A 17,015-nucleotide genomic window follows, 5' to 3' on the forward strand; every position below is an offset into this window, starting at 1 on the left:
CCCTAAAACTGATCTGCTATATGGTAGAAGCGATAGACCGTGGCGTCATTCCAGGCGTAGGAGTCCTTATAGTCCCAATAGCGATGGCGGCTGCTGACTGTGTGGGCATTGACCAGGGGCATTCCCCCTGCATCAAAAGCCGTAACGATCGTACTGTGCTGAAAGGTGCCGTCTCCATCCCAATCGTAAAAAATAACATCACCCAAAGCCAGCTGCTCCGGGCGCTCCACCTGCTCGGCACGAAGACCCCATGTACTGCTGTCCAGATATCGCTGCAGGCTGTTCGATACCGCCCAGCTGTAGCTCCAAAGCTCGCGTCCGGCGGCCAAGCCTTTATACCACCAGCCCGATTCTCTTCTACCAGTATAGTGGATTGGCCCACCCCCTGCAAAGAGGCATTGGGAGATGTAATTGGTGCAGTCGACTTCAAAGGCTTCGAACTCGGGGTTGCTCGAATTCCACCAGCGGTCTGCATAATCAACAGCTTCTTCACGACGATAACGCGCATTCCGCGAACGGCTTGCGGGCCCCGTCACTTTACGGTTCAGGAGTGGAAGATTATGAGCATGAACGGTCTCCGCAGGCTCAAACGGATAAGCACCGGCGGAAAGCCCCCGCTCCGGAACAGAACGTTCAATCCGGGTGACTGCCCACTGACCCCCATCTCTGGTAAAAGTAAGCCGTTCCTGCTCCATTCGTTCCTCCCGGTGATTCATGCCCCTTTTCTCGTAAAACAGCCGGATATAGAGACTTACATCTACACAGGCCTCCTCTGGCGTATCCAGGACCAGCTTGGATAACCGGGCCCGGGTCTCACAGCGCAGTGGTACAGCTTCACGCTCCCGGTACCACTGCTGCAGCCGCTCCATGCGGCTTCCCCGCTCCAGCAGAACATCCAGATCCGCGATGACACTCTCCTTGGCCTGGGGCCGAAAATCGATCTCGCACTGATTATATTGGTTTACGTAGGCAAACAAGGTGTTTTTCCATTCCTTTTCCATCCTTTTTCCCCCCTATTCACTACAGAAAGCTTCCTATCATTAATATATGAAGGCTTTGGCCAGGTATGTTTCACTGGAAACAGTCAGGATGCAGCACCTGAAGAATGGGTACAAAAGACCCGAAAGAGGTCGAAAAAGCCCTTTACGCACAACGATGAAAACGGTATACTTGAGATAAAGACATTTTATGAAATGTTGTTTCACCAAGTGAAACGGGAGATTCCCGAATGCTCTTCTTTTTTCTGAACTTCTCATCATCGTAACCCCAGTATTTTGTCTATGGGCCGTTCTATGGACGATTCCCAACCCACATCCAAGGAGGTACATGTATGTCAGGAAAGGATCAATTCTCTACCGCGCAAAGCCTGGAAGTCGGCGGCAAGAGCTACCGTTATTACAGTCTGCCTGCCATGGCAGAACAGCAGGGGCATGAGAATATCTCCAAGCTCCCTTTTTCTATCAAGGTGCTGCTTGAAGCAGCAGTGAGACAGTTTGATGGACGCGCAATTACCGACGAGCACGTGAAGCAGATCGCAGGTTGGGGCGTATCCAGCGATCATAATAAGGAAATTCCTTTTATTCCTGCCCGTATCGTTCTGCAGGACTTTACCGGCGTTCCGGTTGTTGTTGACCTGGCCGCCATGCGCGATACCGTTAAGAAAGCCGGCGGCGATCCGAAGCGGATTAATCCGCTTGTACCGGTAGACCTCGTTATTGACCACTCCGTCATGGTCGATGCCTTCGGTACGAAGGACGCACTGGATTATAATATTAATGTTGAATTTGAACGGAACGAGGAACGCTACCGTTTCCTGCGCTGGGCACAGACCGCCTTCAACAATTTCCGTGCGGTTCCGCCTTCCACAGGCATCGTTCACCAGGTTAACCTGGAGTACCTCGCTTCTGTAGCTGCTACTAAGACGATTGAAGGGGAAACTTATGTGTTCCCGGATTCTCTGGTAGGCACAGACTCCCACACAACCATGATCAATGGTCTTGGTGTTGTAGGCTGGGGCGTTGGCGGTATCGAAGCAGAAGCCGGCATGCTGGGCCAGCCGCTGTATTTTGTGACTCCAGATGTCATCGGCTTCAAGCTGACTGGCAGTCTGACTGAAGGCGCAACAGCGACCGACCTGGCGCTGACGGTTACACAAATGCTCCGCAAGAAGGGCGTCGTCGGCAAGTTCGTGGAATTCTACGGACCGGGCCTGGCGAACATCAGCTTGGCTGACCGTGCAACGGTTGCCAACATGGCTCCGGAATACGGCGCAACGATCGGTTTCTTCCCTGTCGATGCGGAGACGCTGAACTATCTGCGCAGCACCGGACGTGACGAAGAACAGGTCGAACTGGTTGAAGCTTATTACAAAGCTCAGGGCATGTTCCGTACCGCAGACACGGAGGATCCGGTATTCACGGATACGATTGAGCTGGATCTGGCGTCTGTTGTACCGAGTTTGGCAGGTCCGAAACGCCCGCAGGACCGTATCGAGCTGCGCAACATGAAGGAAGAATTTGAGGGTATCATCCGCACACCGATCGACAAAGGCGGTTATGGTCTGAGCGATGAGAAAATCGAGCAAAAGGTTCCGGTCACGCACAAGGACGGCTCTACCAGTGAACTGGGAACCGGTGCTGTCGTGATCGCAGCCATCACCAGCTGTACGAACACCTCTAACCCTAGTGTTATGCTGGGTGCCGGTCTGCTGGCCAAGAAGGCTGTTGCACGCGGCCTGACCAAACCGGGTTACGTGAAGAGCAGCTTGACACCAGGTTCGCTTGTTGTTACCGAATACCTGGAGAAGGCTGGACTGATTGCACCACTTGAAGCGCTTGGCTTCCACGTTGCGGGCTACGGCTGTGCGACATGTATCGGTAACTCTGGTCCTCTGCCGGATGAAGTTAGCCAGGCTATCGCAGACAACGATATGACGGTAGCTGCCGTCCTGTCCGGTAACCGTAACTTCGAAGGCCGTGTCCATGCCCAGGTCAAAGCGAACTACCTGGCATCTCCACCGCTTGTTGTTGCCTATGCACTGGCAGGAACGGTGAATATTGACCTGCAGAACGATCCAATCGGCTACGATCAGGAGAACCAGCCGGTCTATCTGAAGGATATCTGGCCTTCCTCAGAGGAGATCAAGGAAGCTATCAGCCTGTCCCTCAGTCCGGATATGTTCCGCCGCAAATACGAGAACGTCTTTACAGCGAACGAGAAGTGGAACTCCATTCCTGTTCCTGAAGGCGAACTGTATGAATGGGATGAGAAATCCACTTACATTCAGAATCCGCCATTCTTCGAGAATATTCAGGATGGAATGAACGATATTCAGGATGTGAAGAATGCACGTGTACTGGCTCTGCTGGGTGACTCCGTGACCACGGACCATATCTCCCCGGCCGGTAACATTGCTCCTTCCAGCCCTGCAGGTGAATACCTGAAGGAACATGGCGTAGAGCGCAAAGACTTCAACTCCTACGGCTCCCGCCGTGGTAATCACGAAGTTATGATGCGCGGTACGTTCGCCAACATCCGTATCCGCAACAATGTAGCTCCTGGTACAGAAGGCGGCGTAACGAAGCACCTCCCTACCGATGAAGTCATGTCCATCTATGACGCTTCCATGAAGTATCAGGCTGGCGGACAGAATCTTGTCGTGATCGCTGGCAAAGAGTATGGTACCGGTTCTTCCCGTGACTGGGCTGCCAAAGGGACATTCCTGCTCGGCGTCAAGGCGGTTATCGCCGAGAGCTTCGAACGGATTCACCGCAGTAATCTGGTAGGTATGGGTGTACTGCCGCTGCAATTCCAGGAAGGATATGGCTGGTCCAGCCTTGGACTGGATGGAAACGAGACCTTCGACATCCTCGGTCTGAGCAACGAAGTAACACCAGGCCAGCTGCTGACCGTAGTGGCCAAGCGTGAGGACGGAACGAAATTTGAGTTCCCGGTAACTGCCCGTCTGGACAGCATGGTCGACATTGACTATTATCATAACGGCGGTATCCTGCAAACGGTGCTGCGTCAAATGATTCAAAACGGTTAAGCCATTATATTTGTCCTTGATCAAAAAGGGTGCTTCCGCCATTCAACGGCGGAAGCACCCTTTTGTATATAAAGCAGTCTCAATTCTTGAAACCATAAATTAGTGAGAAGATCATCATTACCAAAAAAATGGCTATTGCCATAACCCAGGATAGCTCTCCCGGGAGCAGGGCTGCCAACATGGTCAGGAGGCCGCCAATCATAAATACTCTGCCGCCGCGGCGCTGGGCTTTGAACCACGCGGCGTCATCCTTCATCGTGACGGGTGTCCGGATTCCAGCCCAAGCGTTGCGGCGGAGTTTCGGCATATAGTTCCCAGTCAGCATGAAAATCAGACCCAGCAGCAGGATGACAAAGTGTATCACCCCTTCCGCTCCCCAGCTCACTTGCTCCATACCCTCCATCAGGGCAAACACACCAATTCCACTAAAAAGAACCGTCGTCAAAAGCAGGCTTTGATCAAACAGCTTGATTGCGGCAGAAGCATGACTCTTCTTCGCCGCCATTACGCTGCGAATCGCCATCATAATCCCAAAGCCTATGACTCCCAGTGCACACAGCATCCAGACATCCGGGCTGGATTTGCTGACAAAGCGGTCTGCTTCTCCATGACCATTGAAATGAATAGGCAGGGTCTCTCCCAAATCCGGATACACATAACTATAGAATGCAAAGGGCACCAAGGCTGCTGCAGCAGCCAGCACAATCCATACATTTATTTTACGCATGATCAGAATCCCCCTTTAAATCCATCATCCATGCCATGACATCGTCCATGACGGTCGTGTTCAGCTCGTAAATAATATATTTGCCCTGGCGTTCTGTCCGTACCAGATCAGCCTCCTTCAGGATCGATAAATGATGGGATACCGTGGCCTGGCTCATAGCGAAAGAAGAAGAAATTTCACCTGCAGACATTCTGCCCTGCTTGAGCATCTCCAGAATCCGCCGGCGCTCCTCGTCGGCCAAAGCTTTAAATGTATGCTTGATCCCCACAATAAGCCCCCCTCACGTCCTTCACTTTATTGATGAACTTAGCCTAGTTGAATCGCTTGATTTATACATTTCGAAAAAAATCTAAATGTATCTTATTTTTATTTTAATCAGACCTTTTCTCTAGGTCAACCACTGATATTTAATACTACTGTCCCAGTCGGAAATTAGGAAATAACTCTTACTTCAGCAAACAGTGCCCGGTCGAATCTTGACGGACGCAGGACGTATCTCCTGTTTTGGTACTATTCTGTTTAAGTGTATTGGCGGAGGGGTAATTGAGAGAAACTCAAAATTTTAAACGATGTGAACAGGTCCTGCATAGGATATCAGATATAAATCATCGTAATCATCAAGGAGGAGTTTAACTATGAATATCATGAATATGACCGTACATAATATGATGCCCTTCCATCATCAGTACCCCAAAGCCCAGCAGATCAATACAGAGAAAAAGTCATCCGGTAATGATCCGAAGGTAAGCTTCCAGGATATTCTGAATGCGAAAATGGCATCCCGCTAATCTTCACGACATCCCCCTTACATATAAAATTGAATCCAGAATAAAGGGTGACCTAAGCCGGCAGCGGCTAAGTCACCCTTATTTAACGTGATCAAGAAATCTCTAAGGCCGAGATTAAACGGTTAACATGACGGCTTCGCCCGGTACTCTGCCGCTTTCTCCCTCATACCTGCCTCGATCCACGCCTGACTGGCCTGGCCGATCTCTTCAGCCTGACTGCGGATGTCCTGACTGATACGCATACTGCAGAACTTCGGTCCGCACATAGAGCAGAAATGCGCCTGCTTGGCCCCTTCCGTGGGAAGTGTCTCATCATGATAGGATAAGGCCCGCTCCGGGTCCAGCGAGAGATTGAACTGATCCCGCCAGCGGAATTCAAATCTTGCCTTAGACAAGGCATCGTCCCGCTTCTGAGCCCGCGGATGGCCTTTAGCCAGATCGGCCGCATGCGCTGCAATTTTATAAGCAATGACCCCTTCGCGTACATCCTCCTTATTGGGCAGGCCCAGATGTTCTTTAGGCGTGACATAGCATAGCATGGACGTGCCAAACCAGCCGATCATTGCGGCTCCGATTGCAGACGTAATATGGTCATATCCCGGTGCTATATCGGTTGTCAGTGGTCCCAGCGTGTAGAACGGCGCCTCTTGGCAGATTTCCATCTGAAGATCGACATTCTCCTTGATTTTGTGCATCGGCACATGGCCGGGTCCTTCAATCATCACTTGAACATCGTGCTTCCATGCCATCTGCGTCAGTTCTCCCAGTGTCGCAAGCTCTGCCATCTGAGCTTCATCGTTCGCATCGTATACACTGCCAGGACGCAGGCCGTCTCCCAGGGAGAATGCAATATCGTAGGCCTTCATAATCTCGCAGATTTCTTCAAAATGGGTATATAAAAAGTTCTCCTGGTGATGAGCAAGACACCATGCCGCCATAATCGACCCGCCCCGGGATACAATTCCAGTCATCCGCTTAGCCGTCATCGGAATGTAGCGCAGCAGCACGCCTGCATGGATCGTAAAATAATCAACTCCCTGCTCTGCCTGCTCGATCAATGTATCCCGGTATACCTCCCAGTTCAAAGCCTCTGCCTGACCGTTCACTTTCTCCAAAGCCTGATACAGCGGAACCGTACCCACGGGCACAGGTGAGTTACGAATGATCCATTCCCGCGTCGCGTGTATATTACGACCTGTGGACAGGTCCATAATCGTGTCCGCTCCCCAGCGCACCGCCCAGGTCATCTTCTCCACCTCTTCCTCAATGGATGAGGTTACAGCAGAGTTGCCGATATTGGCATTGATCTTGACATGAAAATGGCGCCCGATCACCATCGGCTCACTCTCCGGATGATTGACATTCGAAGGCAGTATAGCGCGGCCAGCAGCCAGCTCCTGCCGTACAAACCCCGGCTCCACACCTTCCCGGATCGCCGCAAATTCCATCTCTGGTGTAATCATGCCGCGGCGTGCATAATACATCTGTGTTAGATTCCGGCCAGCCGCAGCCCGTAAAGGGCGATGCTTCTCTACTGCCCCTGGAAAAATCTCAGCCTGGTCTTCGCTGCGGCGCAGCACACCGTCATCCTCCAGCTTGGCCTCGCGCCCTGGATAGAATTCGGCATCTCCCCGCTCCAGCACCCAGCTGCGGCGCAGAGCGGGTAATCCACTTCGAATGTCGGCTTGGTATTCCGGGTCAGTCATCGGACCGCTCGTGTCATACACCCGGAATGGTGCATTGTACTCCACTCCTTGTGGCGTCTGGGTGGCATGCAGAACGATCTCCCGTTCAGGGACAACGATATCCGGCCGTGATCCCGTGATATACACTTTTCGGCTTGCCGGAAATGGCTGGCATACTGTCTGACCCGCCCTTTCTTCACTGCTGCTCATATCCATCTGCTTGCTCATCAACTCACGCCTCCTCTTGGAATATCCTGACTGGTCCATTGCCTCCAGGTCAGATCGGCCGGCACGAGAATCCCGTCATTCTGCTCGTTAGAAGAGCATCCGTGACATTGATTCAGCTGTAAGCAGCGGCTGCGTCCGGTTCAGCTGCAGCCCCCGTCCTACAGGAGCACAGAAAAAGCCGGCTCCCGCAGGAACCGGCTGGCTTTCACTGCCCCAATGTCTTCACGGCGTCAAGCCATGACGAATAGACATCAGACCACCTCTTCATCCAGTATGACCGATTACTTCCCTACGCTGGTATGATCCAGATCAGGTAATAAGGGTCCGGAATCTTCTGCAATTCCGTCTCAGCCCGGACATTTCGGGCTCCCCCAGTAACATGTATCGCGGCGATGGACACCACCGCTGCAGCACAGAACAGACTGGCTGTCTGTGATACTTCTCCCAGATTAGCTCAATTCCCTTTAAATGACAACCCGTAGATCAGGACAACAGCAGTCCCATCTCATGGGCAGCTTCCATCAGAACAGGAGCAAACTCCTCCAGCTTATCCGGTGACAACCGGCTCACCGGCCCGGATACCGACAAGGCTGCGGCCACACCGCCCTTGCGGTTGAAAATCGGAGCAGATACCGCCGCTGCGCCGGGCTCCCGCTCCTCATAGCTGGTGGCGTATCCGCACAGGCGGATCTGCTCCAGCTGCTGGCGGTAGGCTGTCCGGTCGAGACCGGCAGGCCAATCCGGATCCGCCATCAGCTTCTCTGCATCATCACCGTCCGCGAAAGCCACCAGCACCTTGCTCGAGGCTCCGACAAACAGCGGCAGCCTCGCCCCAACCGTAGCAACCCGGCGGATCGCCTGGTTGCTCTGAACGGCCTGGATGCGAATCCGTTCCGCGCCATCCCGCAGGTACAAGCTGACCGTCTCGCCCAGCCGGTCCCGCAGACGTTCCATAGCCGGCAGCAGGATAACAGCCGGATCATCCCCATGTGGCATATGCGTCGACAGCTCCCAGATCCGGATGCCCAGCCGGTATTTCTCGGTAGCGGTATTGCGAATCACAAAACCGCGATCCTCCAGTGTCGTCAGCAGCCGATGTACCGTACTTTTGTGCAGCCCAATCATCCCGGCTATTTCCGATAAACCCAGCTCCTGATCCCGGGTAAAACACATTAATATATCAAGCGCTCTCTCAACAGCGCGAACCGTCAGCTTGCGATCTTCCACCAGCAGCCACCGTCCTTTTCTGTTTCATCAAGTGAAACATGGTTACATAAATTATATGCAAAATCAGGAGTAGTGTAAACTACCGTTTACCGTCAACATACCCGTCAGATAAGACAGCTAACAAATGTTTACACGCGATTGACATTACTTCTTACCCATCATACGATAAATAAAATAGGTTTTAATAATGAAAGAAGCTAGGAGGGGCTATGATGACAACATCCCAGCATAACGCCTCGCCCCAGTCTCCGGTTCATGAGCTGCCGGGAGAATTGTCTCCCCGCATGCTGCGGTTGAAGCATGTGATCGTGGCATTGCTCATGTCGGTGGTGTTCTTCCTTTTGTTCTGTTTTATCGCACTGCATGCCTATATCGCATGGGTGCTGTCGAATCCGACAGTTGCCCCGCTTTTCTCTAATCCGATGCAGGCTAAATCAATGCCTTACGAGGAAGTCACTTTTCCGGCCAAGGACGGAAGCCGAATGATGCAGGGCTGGTATATCCCGGCGAGCAACTCGTCCAAAACGATTATTTTCAGCCATGGCTATGGTGCGAACCGTGAAGAAACCTGGATTCCTATGTATGATCTCGCGCATTTTGCGCATTCTTTAAATTTCAATGTCATTATGTTTGACTATGGTTTTGCCTCCCAGAACAGCAAGGCGGTCGCTACCGGCGGCAAGGTTGAATCTCAGCAGCTGCTCGGGGCCATCCAGCTGGCCAAGCAGCGCGGCTCGCAGGAGATTGTCGTCTGGGGCTTCTCGATGGGAGCCGGTACAGCTCTGCAGGCAGGACTGGTGAGCAAGGATATCAGCGCTATGATTCTCGACAGCACCTTCCTGCTGGAGCCGGATACGTTGTATCATAATATTCACAATCAGATCGATTTGCCGCGGCATCCATCGCTTGAGATTCTGGAATTCCTGTTCCCCGTTCTAAACGGTACGAGCCTGCACCAGATTCCCTATCGCGAGGTGAAGAACAAGGATTATCCGTTCCCCATTTACTTCATCCACGGGACGGAGGACGAAAAGGCACCTTATCCTATCGCCGAGCTGCTGGCGTCCCACCAGACTAATCCGAACTCCGGCGTCTGGATTGTGGATGGAGCCCAGCATGAGCTGATCTTCCGCGAACACCCGCGGGAGTATCTGCGCAGGGTATCCAGCTTCCTCGGAAATATTCAGCTGGCCAGCAGCAGCACTGCGGCGCAATGACAAGCGAATGAGCAAAGGCCTATAACCCGCGGTCCCTTACAAGGGACCGCGGGTTATTCAGCATACAAGAATAGACCCTCTAAATGATTGACATAAGCTGCAGCGTGAACCAATAGGATGTACAGATGCCGTTCATCCCAAGCAGTCCTGGCGATGAACGGCCCAACGAACAGGAGGTACCTGTCATGTTATATGTATACGGTCCCCTGCTGCCGCTGCGCATTCTGGAAGAGATCCGCTTCTGGAAGCAGCAGGAAAGCGAGCATACGGATGTGATCAAGGCCATCGTGCCCAATCTGGAACCCGTGTATGTTCAGCTGCTCGATCAATGGAAGGTGCTGTTTGAAGAAACAGAGCAGGCCGCACAGCGGCTGCTGAATCAGGTCCTGCCCGGTACACACCAGGCCGATCCCTACGTGCTGGCCCAGCTGGAGCAGCTGCTGGACGTTTCCTGCAGGCAGTCCAGAGAGTTTATACGTCAGCTCTATCAGCTGATCGAGAAGAGCAGTGCCGTTAAGACGGTGCCCCTTGCTCCGGTGGTCCTGCTGCATATCATCAGGGAATCCGAGTACTTCCTCGGTGTACTGGAGACGCTCAGCAAGCCGGGCTCCATTGCCGAGAGTGTGCAGCATCCGCCGATGCTGGATCCGCATGAGCCGCAGCCTTTCCGCATTTCTGAACCATCTGTCCGGCAGGATGAACCGTCCGCCGGGGCATCGCAGGCCAATACATCGGCCTTGACAGGGCAGCCGCAGGCACAGCAGGACCGACCGGTGCCTATCGGAGGCCACACGCTGCCGCCACTGCCTTACCCTTACAACGCATTGGAGCCTTATATTGATGAGAAGACGATGCGCATCCATCACGATATTCATCACAAAAGCTATGTAGACGGCCTGAACAAAGCCGAGAAAAAACTGGAGGAAGCCCGGCGGAAGAACGACTTCGAGCTGGTGAAGCATTGGGAACGGGAGCTGGCCTTCAATGGCGCCGGGCATTACCTGCATACGATCTTCTGGACGATCATGAGTCCACAAGGGGGAGGCAGACCAACCGGGGCACTCGCCAATCAGATTACCAAGGACTTTGGCAGCTTTGAGGCATTTAAGAAGCACTTCTCGGAAGCGGCCGAGAAGGTCGAAGGCGGAGGCTGGGCAATCCTTGTCTGGAGTCCGCGTGCCCAGCGGCTTGAAATTCTGCAGGCGGAGAAGCACCAGAATCTCTCACAATGGGATGTCATCCCGCTGCTGACACTGGATGTATGGGAGCATGCCTACTATCTGAAGCATCAGAGCAACCGCAAAAAGTACATCGAAGACTGGTGGAATGTCGTCAACTGGCCTGCAGCTGCCGAGCGTTACGAGCAAGCCCACAAGCTCAAATGGGAGCCATTCTGATTCTCTTCATTCCATCCAGAACAGCCGTCTTTCGCGCAGTGCGCTCGACGGCTGTAGCTGTTTTTTAAAAAAACTTCCAGTAAACTAAACGTCGTAACGCAGCCTGAGCTTCTCCGTCATTACCTGTACTTCGTCTATAGGTACAGACGGCTCCTGCAGCAGCAGCCGGGCTCCGGCTTCTTCCTGAAGAAGCCGGAACAGGGACGCCTGATATGCCCGAACTGAGCTGACACCTGCAAGCTCCTGCAGGCTGGCCATGGTGCCAGACCTGACATCCGGATAGCCCTCTGCACCCCCCGCCGAAGCCTCATCATAGAAACCGCGGACCTGATCCGCCAGGGCATCTCCCGAACCCTCAACAATAATAAAAGCACTAACAATCAGGGCTTTCGCTTGCCTGCGCTGGGCAATCCCGCAAAATTTGCGTCCTTCAATGCTGACATCGTAGTCACCGGGACAGAAAGCCCCTGCAATCTCACCAGCCCGGGCCGCCTCGGACCACGGAGCCAGCGAACGGCTGATCAGATCCACCATCAGCCGGAAATCCTCATGGATATCCAGTCTTCCCGGAGGGTTGGGTATGATTAATGAGACATTAAGGACTCCAGGGTTCAGGGGTACAGCTGCTCCCCCTGATGGACGGACACAGACCGACGTACCGCCAGATCGAATCCGCTGCATGGCTGTTTCCGCCTGTGGAAGTCTGCGGTCTCTCAGACCTACAACAAAGGCATCCGGGTGCCTCCATAGATGGACAACCGGTGGATGACCTTGTCCGACCCTACGGCACAGCACCTCTTCCCAGGCAAAATAGGCCGTCACATCATCGTGGGCGTCTTCCATCGCCGACTCCCACAGCTGTATACCCTGCAAAAGACTTAACCCTGTTCTCTCCACCCTGTTCTCACTCCTTTAGCCATAGATCCTCTTCCTCGACACTTCTAAATACAGCAAAAAAGGCCTCCCTTGCGGGTCAGGCCTTTTAATTTCAGCTTCAGTCCTTCACCAGGGACAGGAATTCTGCCCGCTGGGCGGCATTGGAACGGAAGGACCCACGCACAGCAGACGTTACCGTCTTGCTGCCAGGCTTCTTCACACCCCTGGCACACATGCACAGATGCTCGCCTTCCACGACAACCATCACACCATGCGGCTCAACCGTTTCATTCAGGATATCTGCAATCTGTGACGTAATCCGTTCCTGCACCTGCAGACGGCGCGTCACGGCTTCCACAAGACGTGCAAGCTTGCTCAGGCCGACTATTTTGCCGCTGGGCACATAGCCGATATGCACTTTGCCGAAGAAGGGTGCCATATGATGCTCACATTGACTGTAGTATACAATATCTTTGACAATAACCAGCTCTTCATGGTTCTCGTCAAAGGTTACGCCAAGCACTTCTCTGGGATCTACGGAATAACCGGCGAAAATCTCTTCATACATGCGGGTGACACGCTCAGGCGTTTCCACCAATCCTTCACGCTCCGGGTCTTCCCCAATCAGCTTCAGGATCTGGCTCACATGATATTCGATCTTCTCTCTGTTCTCTTCGACCTGGTGATTGGTATAGTCCTTAACTCCCGACATAACCTTCCTCCTTCCGCCGTATCCAAGATGCTCTTGGGGTCAGGTTCTATTTCCGGCGTCCCGGTTTTCTTGCTCCGGGCTGATTACGCACACCCGGCTGATTCTTCATCATCTGCTGAGCCTTTTGCATCTGTTTGCCGTTCAGATTATATCCCATCTGTTTAGCCATCTTTTGCAGCATTTCAGGATCGCTCTGCATCTTCTCAAGCTGCTTGCGCAGGTAAAATGCCCCGATGAAGAAGCCGCCGACCAGGCCAACGATCAATGTTATAATCGGAATGATAATATCCCACATGTTATGTCTTCACCCCTGTATTTATGATCTCATGCGACGGCTTGTCCGTTCACACACGAACATATCATAGCATTAACTACAGGAACGGGCAAACGGCATTTTCAGGCCAAAACAGCCTCTATAAACACCGTCGTATGCACAGCCAGATCCACTTCCTGAACCTCCATGTCATCTCCTGATCCATGGATGACCCGAACGACAGGACGGCCGGGAAGTCCGCGGTGCTGACGCACGACCACGCCCGTCTCCCGGGTGGACAAGCGAACGCTCGTACCATTCGGATACACCGAGATAATCCGGTTGAACTGGATCAGCACATCCCGGTCCAGCTGCTTCTCGGACATGGCCATCATCTCTTCGCAGGCTTCATGCGGGAGTAAACCCTTGCCGTTCCTGCCTGTGATCAGGTTATCAAAGGTATCCGCTACAGCTACAATTCGTGCAAACTGATGAATCTCATGCGCATCCAGCGCACGCGGCAAGCCTTTGCCGTCCAACCGCTCGTGATGCTGCAGCGCAACATGCGCAATCAGCAGATTGAATTCCCGCTTGGACTTCAGCACTTCAAACCCACGCCAGGTGTGATGCCCCTTCAGGCCGCCCAGTGCCTCATCGAGTGAATCCAGCCCCACCTTGCCGACATCATGAAGCATGGCTCCAATGGCCAGATCTTTCAGCTGGAACATGTTCAATCCCATATTCATCCCGATCAGTATCGAAATGAGACAGACATTCGTGGCATGTACATACTGCTGATTATCTGCGGTGCGGATATCTGTCAGCTGCACGAGCAGCTCCGGATTGGCCAGCACATCACTCAGAATGCGGTCCGCACTCACACTAATCTTCTTGGTGCTCCAGTCTTTCCCGGAGCGGACAGCCTCAAAGGTGTCATTCATTTCCTTAAAAACAGCCTGTTTCGTAGCTTCATCAAGAATGTCAGTGGTATCTACGTCTGCGAAATCCGGGTCTTTGATGTACAGCATCGTGACCCCGATCCGGTTCAGCGTATTGATCATGAACACGGTCAGCTGTACGCCTTCGGACAGCAGTACAGTTCCGTTGCTCGAGTAGACGCTTTTACCGAGGTGCTGCCCCGGCTCTACATTATCCACGCTTATATATTTCATCCTGCCGCTCCCCCGATACCCTGCATCTCATGTGTAATTTCTCCGGGAAGACTCCGCTCAAGCTGCGGTTTAAGCCTCCGGAGCAGGGGCTGTCTGTTCAAGCGATAACAGGTGAGCTTTCACCTGAAGTCCGCCTGCATAACCCCCCGGGCCTCCGTCCGCTCCGGTGACCCGGTGGCATGGAATGACAATCGGCAGCGGATTTTTGTTATTCGCACCGCCAACAGCCCGGACAGCCTTCGGGCGTCCAATTTTCTCGGCTATCGCTTTATAGGAGACAACCTCCCCATAAGGTATATCGGCAAGAGCCTCCCATACTTGCAGTTGGAACGGTGTGCCGCGCTGATCAAGCTTCAGATCAAACTCACGGCGCTGCCCGGCAAAATACTGGCGCATCTGGGAAGAAGCCTCCTGCAGCTTCTCAGGACTGCGTACATAGACATAGTCTCCGATCCAGGTACGTGCCCACTGCTGAAGGTATGCCTCCTGCACATGGAAGGCCCCGAATTCGATATGGCATAGTCCCTGATCGGTGGCACACAGGGTCAGGGGACCAATTGGTGATAGCAGTTCATCATAATAAACCGGTGTGCCTTCCCCTTCATGACCGGTCACGATCGTGAATGTACCGCTGGCAGTCTCCTTAACCTGCGGTTGGAATTCGTTCCCCTTGAAGTCGGCCGAAGCCGACATTTCATTCTTTGGTTCCGCTTGATTACCAGCTTCACTTAGCTTCTCTTCCGCTTGTCTGATCATCTGTTGTACCTGCTCATGCTGTTCGCCTGAAGCAGCTTCCTGAATGGCTTTCATCGCGTTCTCTCCTCCAATTCGGCTTAGCGCCCAGGCTGCAGTTCCCCGCAGTTCCGGACGCGGGTCCTTCAGCAGCACTTCGGTGAGCTTCGGCACGGCCGTAATGTCCTTGAAATTGCCGAGGGCAATCACCGCGTTGCGCTGAATCGGTTTCTTGCCGCGCCAGGCTGCGGCGCTCTCCCCGAAACGTTCTTTAAACTCCTTGTTGCTCAGATCCAGCAGCGGCAGCAGGAGCGGTTTGACAATCTCCGGGTCCGGCGTGAATTCGGGATGATGATCCCAGTTCTTGCCCCGGTTCTTCGGACATACGATCTGGCAGGTATCGCATCCGTAGAGCCGGTTGCCGATCTTAAGCATAAATTCTTCATCGAGAAATCCCTTCGTTTGTGTCAAAAAAGAAATACAGCGCTGGGCATTCAATTGTCCCGGTCCCACCAGCGCCCCTGTCGGGCATGCATCAATGCACTTCGTGCACTCTCCGCAGTCCTCCGTCACAGGAGTATCCGGAGGAAACGGAATATTCGTCACCAGTTCGCCCAGGAAAATCCATGATCCGTATTCCGGAGAAATAATGGAACAGTTTTTGGCACTGAAGCCAATGCCTGCGCGCTCTGAGACAGCACGGTCGACGAGCTCGCCTGTATCCACCATGCTCTGAATAACAGCTTCAGGCACCCGCTCCAGAATAAAAGCCCTCAGCTTCTCCATGGCTGCCCGCAGCACCTGATGGTAGTCCTTCCCCCAGGCTGAGCGGGCGATAATTCCTCTGTACCTGCCCGGTTCTGACTTGGGCGGGTCCTTCATCTTCGAAGGATAAGCCACCGCAATAGAAATGAGCGATGACGGCTTGCTGCCGTCCAGTGCCGGATGTATACGTTTATCGATATCAGGTTCTTCGAACCCGGATTCGTATCCCTTGGCCCGGTGCTGCTCCAGAATGGATTTCAATGACACAAAAGGATCGGCGGAAGCGAAGCCGATAGAGTCAATCCCCAGATCACGTGCAGCCGCCTTAATCTCCTGTTTCAATCGATCCCAGCCAACAACCTGGTCTTGTGTGGTAGTCCCTGCGCTCGTCATCCTTGATCCCTCCTTCCGGTTTAACTGCAGCATTCTCCTGCACAGGAGAAACGGCGCCTATTTTCCCGGAACATTCCGGAACAGGCGCCATTCAGACATATATATTTAAAATCATAATTTATAGAGACTGAGCCATAATAATAGAAAAGCATATCTCCAGACCATTTGCAACGGCTTGGAAGATATGCCCATATTGTGATTACATCCGCATTTTGCATAACTCTTGCGTAGGTTTATGTAAAACGCTTAATTAAATTCATATATATAATTGCAAAATCACGACGATGGACCTGGGTCTTCGTTCTTAGTGTGGCGCCAGAATGCTCAGCTTCTGGAAAGCCTGCAGGATTTGGCTTGCGCCATAACCGAGGGCTTCATACAGCGGCATGGCCGCCTGATTGTGCTCATCTCCAGCCACCCAAATACGGCTGACCTTACGCTGCTGGAAGCGAAGCTCCATACTGGACACAAGTGCCTTACCCACGCCCTGACGGCGGTAATCCGGGTGAACGGCAATTCTGTAATAGCAGCCGTGATTGTTATCGATCGTACCGATCAATACACCAACGATCTCGCTATTCTCTTCCGCAACCATAATCAGATCGGAATCCCAGGATAACTGACGAGCAAAAGCACCCATCGTATTCTCGTAGCAGTCTTCGGACAAAGCCGTTTGAAGCAGCTCGGTAACCGGATTCACATCACTCAACTGAAAGGAACGAACTTCCATAACATAATCTCCCTTTTCGTAAGCATAATAAGGCCTTTATGCAAAAATAAGTGCATTTTTACATA

15 protein-coding genes and 1 riboswitch are annotated in these 17,015 nt (G+C 52.9%); of the genes, 4 read left to right on the forward strand and 11 right to left on the reverse strand.

What is annotated here, in order from left to right; all coding sequences use genetic code 11:
• Positions 1-2: 2 nt before the first annotated feature.
• Positions 3-1,001: an amidase domain-containing protein gene (locus Q5741_RS17805; protein ID WP_305025471.1), complete on the reverse strand. Its 999-nt coding sequence runs from the start codon at positions 999-1,001 to the stop codon at positions 3-5.
• Between the two features lie 329 nt (positions 1,002-1,330).
• Between Q5741_RS17805 and acnA the strand changes: the two genes are divergently transcribed.
• On the forward strand, positions 1,331-4,048 hold the full coding sequence (acnA, locus tag Q5741_RS17810) for an aconitate hydratase AcnA (RefSeq protein WP_305025472.1): 2,718 nt from the start codon (positions 1,331-1,333) through the stop codon (positions 4,046-4,048).
• Positions 4,049-4,127: 79 nt separating this feature from the next.
• Here acnA and Q5741_RS17815 read toward each other — a convergent pair whose 3' ends face one another.
• Together Q5741_RS17815 and Q5741_RS17820 are read right to left on the reverse strand one after the other, a co-directional pair.
• Positions 4,128-4,775 carry an SdpI family protein gene (locus Q5741_RS17815; RefSeq protein ID WP_305025473.1) on the reverse strand — a complete coding sequence of 216 codons (648 nt, stop codon included), beginning with the start codon at positions 4,773-4,775 and terminating at the stop codon, positions 4,128-4,130.
• On the reverse strand, positions 4,768-5,037 hold the full coding sequence (locus Q5741_RS17820; RefSeq protein ID WP_305025527.1) for an autorepressor SdpR family transcription factor: 270 nt from the start codon (positions 5,035-5,037) through the stop codon (positions 4,768-4,770). Before Q5741_RS17820 ends, Q5741_RS17815 begins: the two co-directional genes overlap by 8 nt.
• A 373-nt stretch (positions 5,038-5,410) precedes the next feature.
• Here Q5741_RS17820 and Q5741_RS17825 point away from each other — a divergent pair, with 373 nt between their 5' ends.
• A complete protein-coding gene (locus tag Q5741_RS17825; protein ID WP_305025474.1) occupies positions 5,411-5,563 on the forward strand; it encodes a hypothetical protein in 153 nt (50 codons plus the stop codon).
• 122 nt (positions 5,564-5,685) lie between these two features.
• Here Q5741_RS17825 and thiC read toward each other — a convergent pair whose 3' ends face one another.
• On the reverse strand, positions 5,686-7,464 hold the full coding sequence (gene thiC / locus Q5741_RS17830) for a phosphomethylpyrimidine synthase ThiC (protein WP_305025528.1): 1,779 nt from the start codon (positions 7,462-7,464) through the stop codon (positions 5,686-5,688).
• A gap of 281 nt (positions 7,465-7,745) precedes the next feature.
• A riboswitch (TPP riboswitch) is annotated at positions 7,746-7,859 on the reverse strand.
• Between the two features lie 100 nt (positions 7,860-7,959).
• Positions 7,960-8,703 carry an IclR family transcriptional regulator gene (locus Q5741_RS17835; protein ID WP_305025475.1) on the reverse strand — a complete coding sequence of 248 codons (744 nt, stop codon included), beginning with the start codon at positions 8,701-8,703 and terminating at the stop codon, positions 7,960-7,962.
• Positions 8,704-8,912: 209 nt separating this feature from the next.
• On the opposite strand from Q5741_RS17835, the gene Q5741_RS17840 reads away from it, so the two are divergent.
• Together Q5741_RS17840 and Q5741_RS17845 are read left to right on the forward strand one after the other, a co-directional pair.
• On the forward strand, positions 8,913-9,920 hold the full coding sequence (locus tag Q5741_RS17840) for an alpha/beta hydrolase (RefSeq protein ID WP_305025476.1): 1,008 nt from the start codon (positions 8,913-8,915) through the stop codon (positions 9,918-9,920).
• 185 nt (positions 9,921-10,105) lie between these two features.
• A complete protein-coding gene (locus tag Q5741_RS17845; RefSeq protein ID WP_305025477.1) occupies positions 10,106-11,317 on the forward strand; it encodes a Fe-Mn family superoxide dismutase in 1,212 nt (403 codons plus the stop codon).
• Between the two features lie 84 nt (positions 11,318-11,401).
• On the opposite strand, the gene Q5741_RS17850 is transcribed toward Q5741_RS17845, so the two are convergent.
• The 6 genes from Q5741_RS17850 to Q5741_RS17875 all read right to left on the reverse strand — a co-directional run bounded on the left by Q5741_RS17850 (position 11,402) and on the right by Q5741_RS17875 (position 16,950).
• Entirely contained in the window at positions 11,402-12,214 is an 813-nt protein-coding gene (locus Q5741_RS17850; protein ID WP_345784170.1) for a lipoate--protein ligase family protein, read from the reverse strand.
• 97 nt (positions 12,215-12,311) lie between these two features.
• Complete coding sequence (gene folE, locus Q5741_RS17855) at positions 12,312-12,905, reverse strand: GTP cyclohydrolase I FolE (RefSeq protein WP_305025478.1); 594 nt, start codon at positions 12,903-12,905, stop codon at positions 12,312-12,314.
• Positions 12,906-12,951: 46 nt separating this feature from the next.
• Positions 12,952-13,200: a YneF family protein gene (locus Q5741_RS17860; protein WP_305025479.1), complete on the reverse strand. Its 249-nt coding sequence runs from the start codon at positions 13,198-13,200 to the stop codon at positions 12,952-12,954.
• 101 nt (positions 13,201-13,301) lie between these two features.
• Complete coding sequence (locus Q5741_RS17865) at positions 13,302-14,330, reverse strand: HD-GYP domain-containing protein (RefSeq protein ID WP_305025480.1); 1,029 nt, start codon at positions 14,328-14,330, stop codon at positions 13,302-13,304.
• Between the two features lie 69 nt (positions 14,331-14,399).
• Complete coding sequence (queG, locus tag Q5741_RS17870) at positions 14,400-16,220, reverse strand: tRNA epoxyqueuosine(34) reductase QueG (RefSeq protein ID WP_305025481.1); 1,821 nt, start codon at positions 16,218-16,220, stop codon at positions 14,400-14,402.
• A gap of 304 nt (positions 16,221-16,524) precedes the next feature.
• Positions 16,525-16,950, reverse strand: coding sequence for a GNAT family N-acetyltransferase (locus tag Q5741_RS17875; protein WP_305025482.1), 426 nt, complete (start codon positions 16,948-16,950; stop codon positions 16,525-16,527).
• Between the last annotated feature and the right edge of the window lie 65 nt (positions 16,951-17,015).

The organism is Paenibacillus lacisoli, assembly GCF_030580655.1.
In the GTDB taxonomy this organism is placed as follows: domain Bacteria; phylum Bacillota; class Bacilli; order Paenibacillales; family Paenibacillaceae; genus Paenibacillus; species Paenibacillus lacisoli.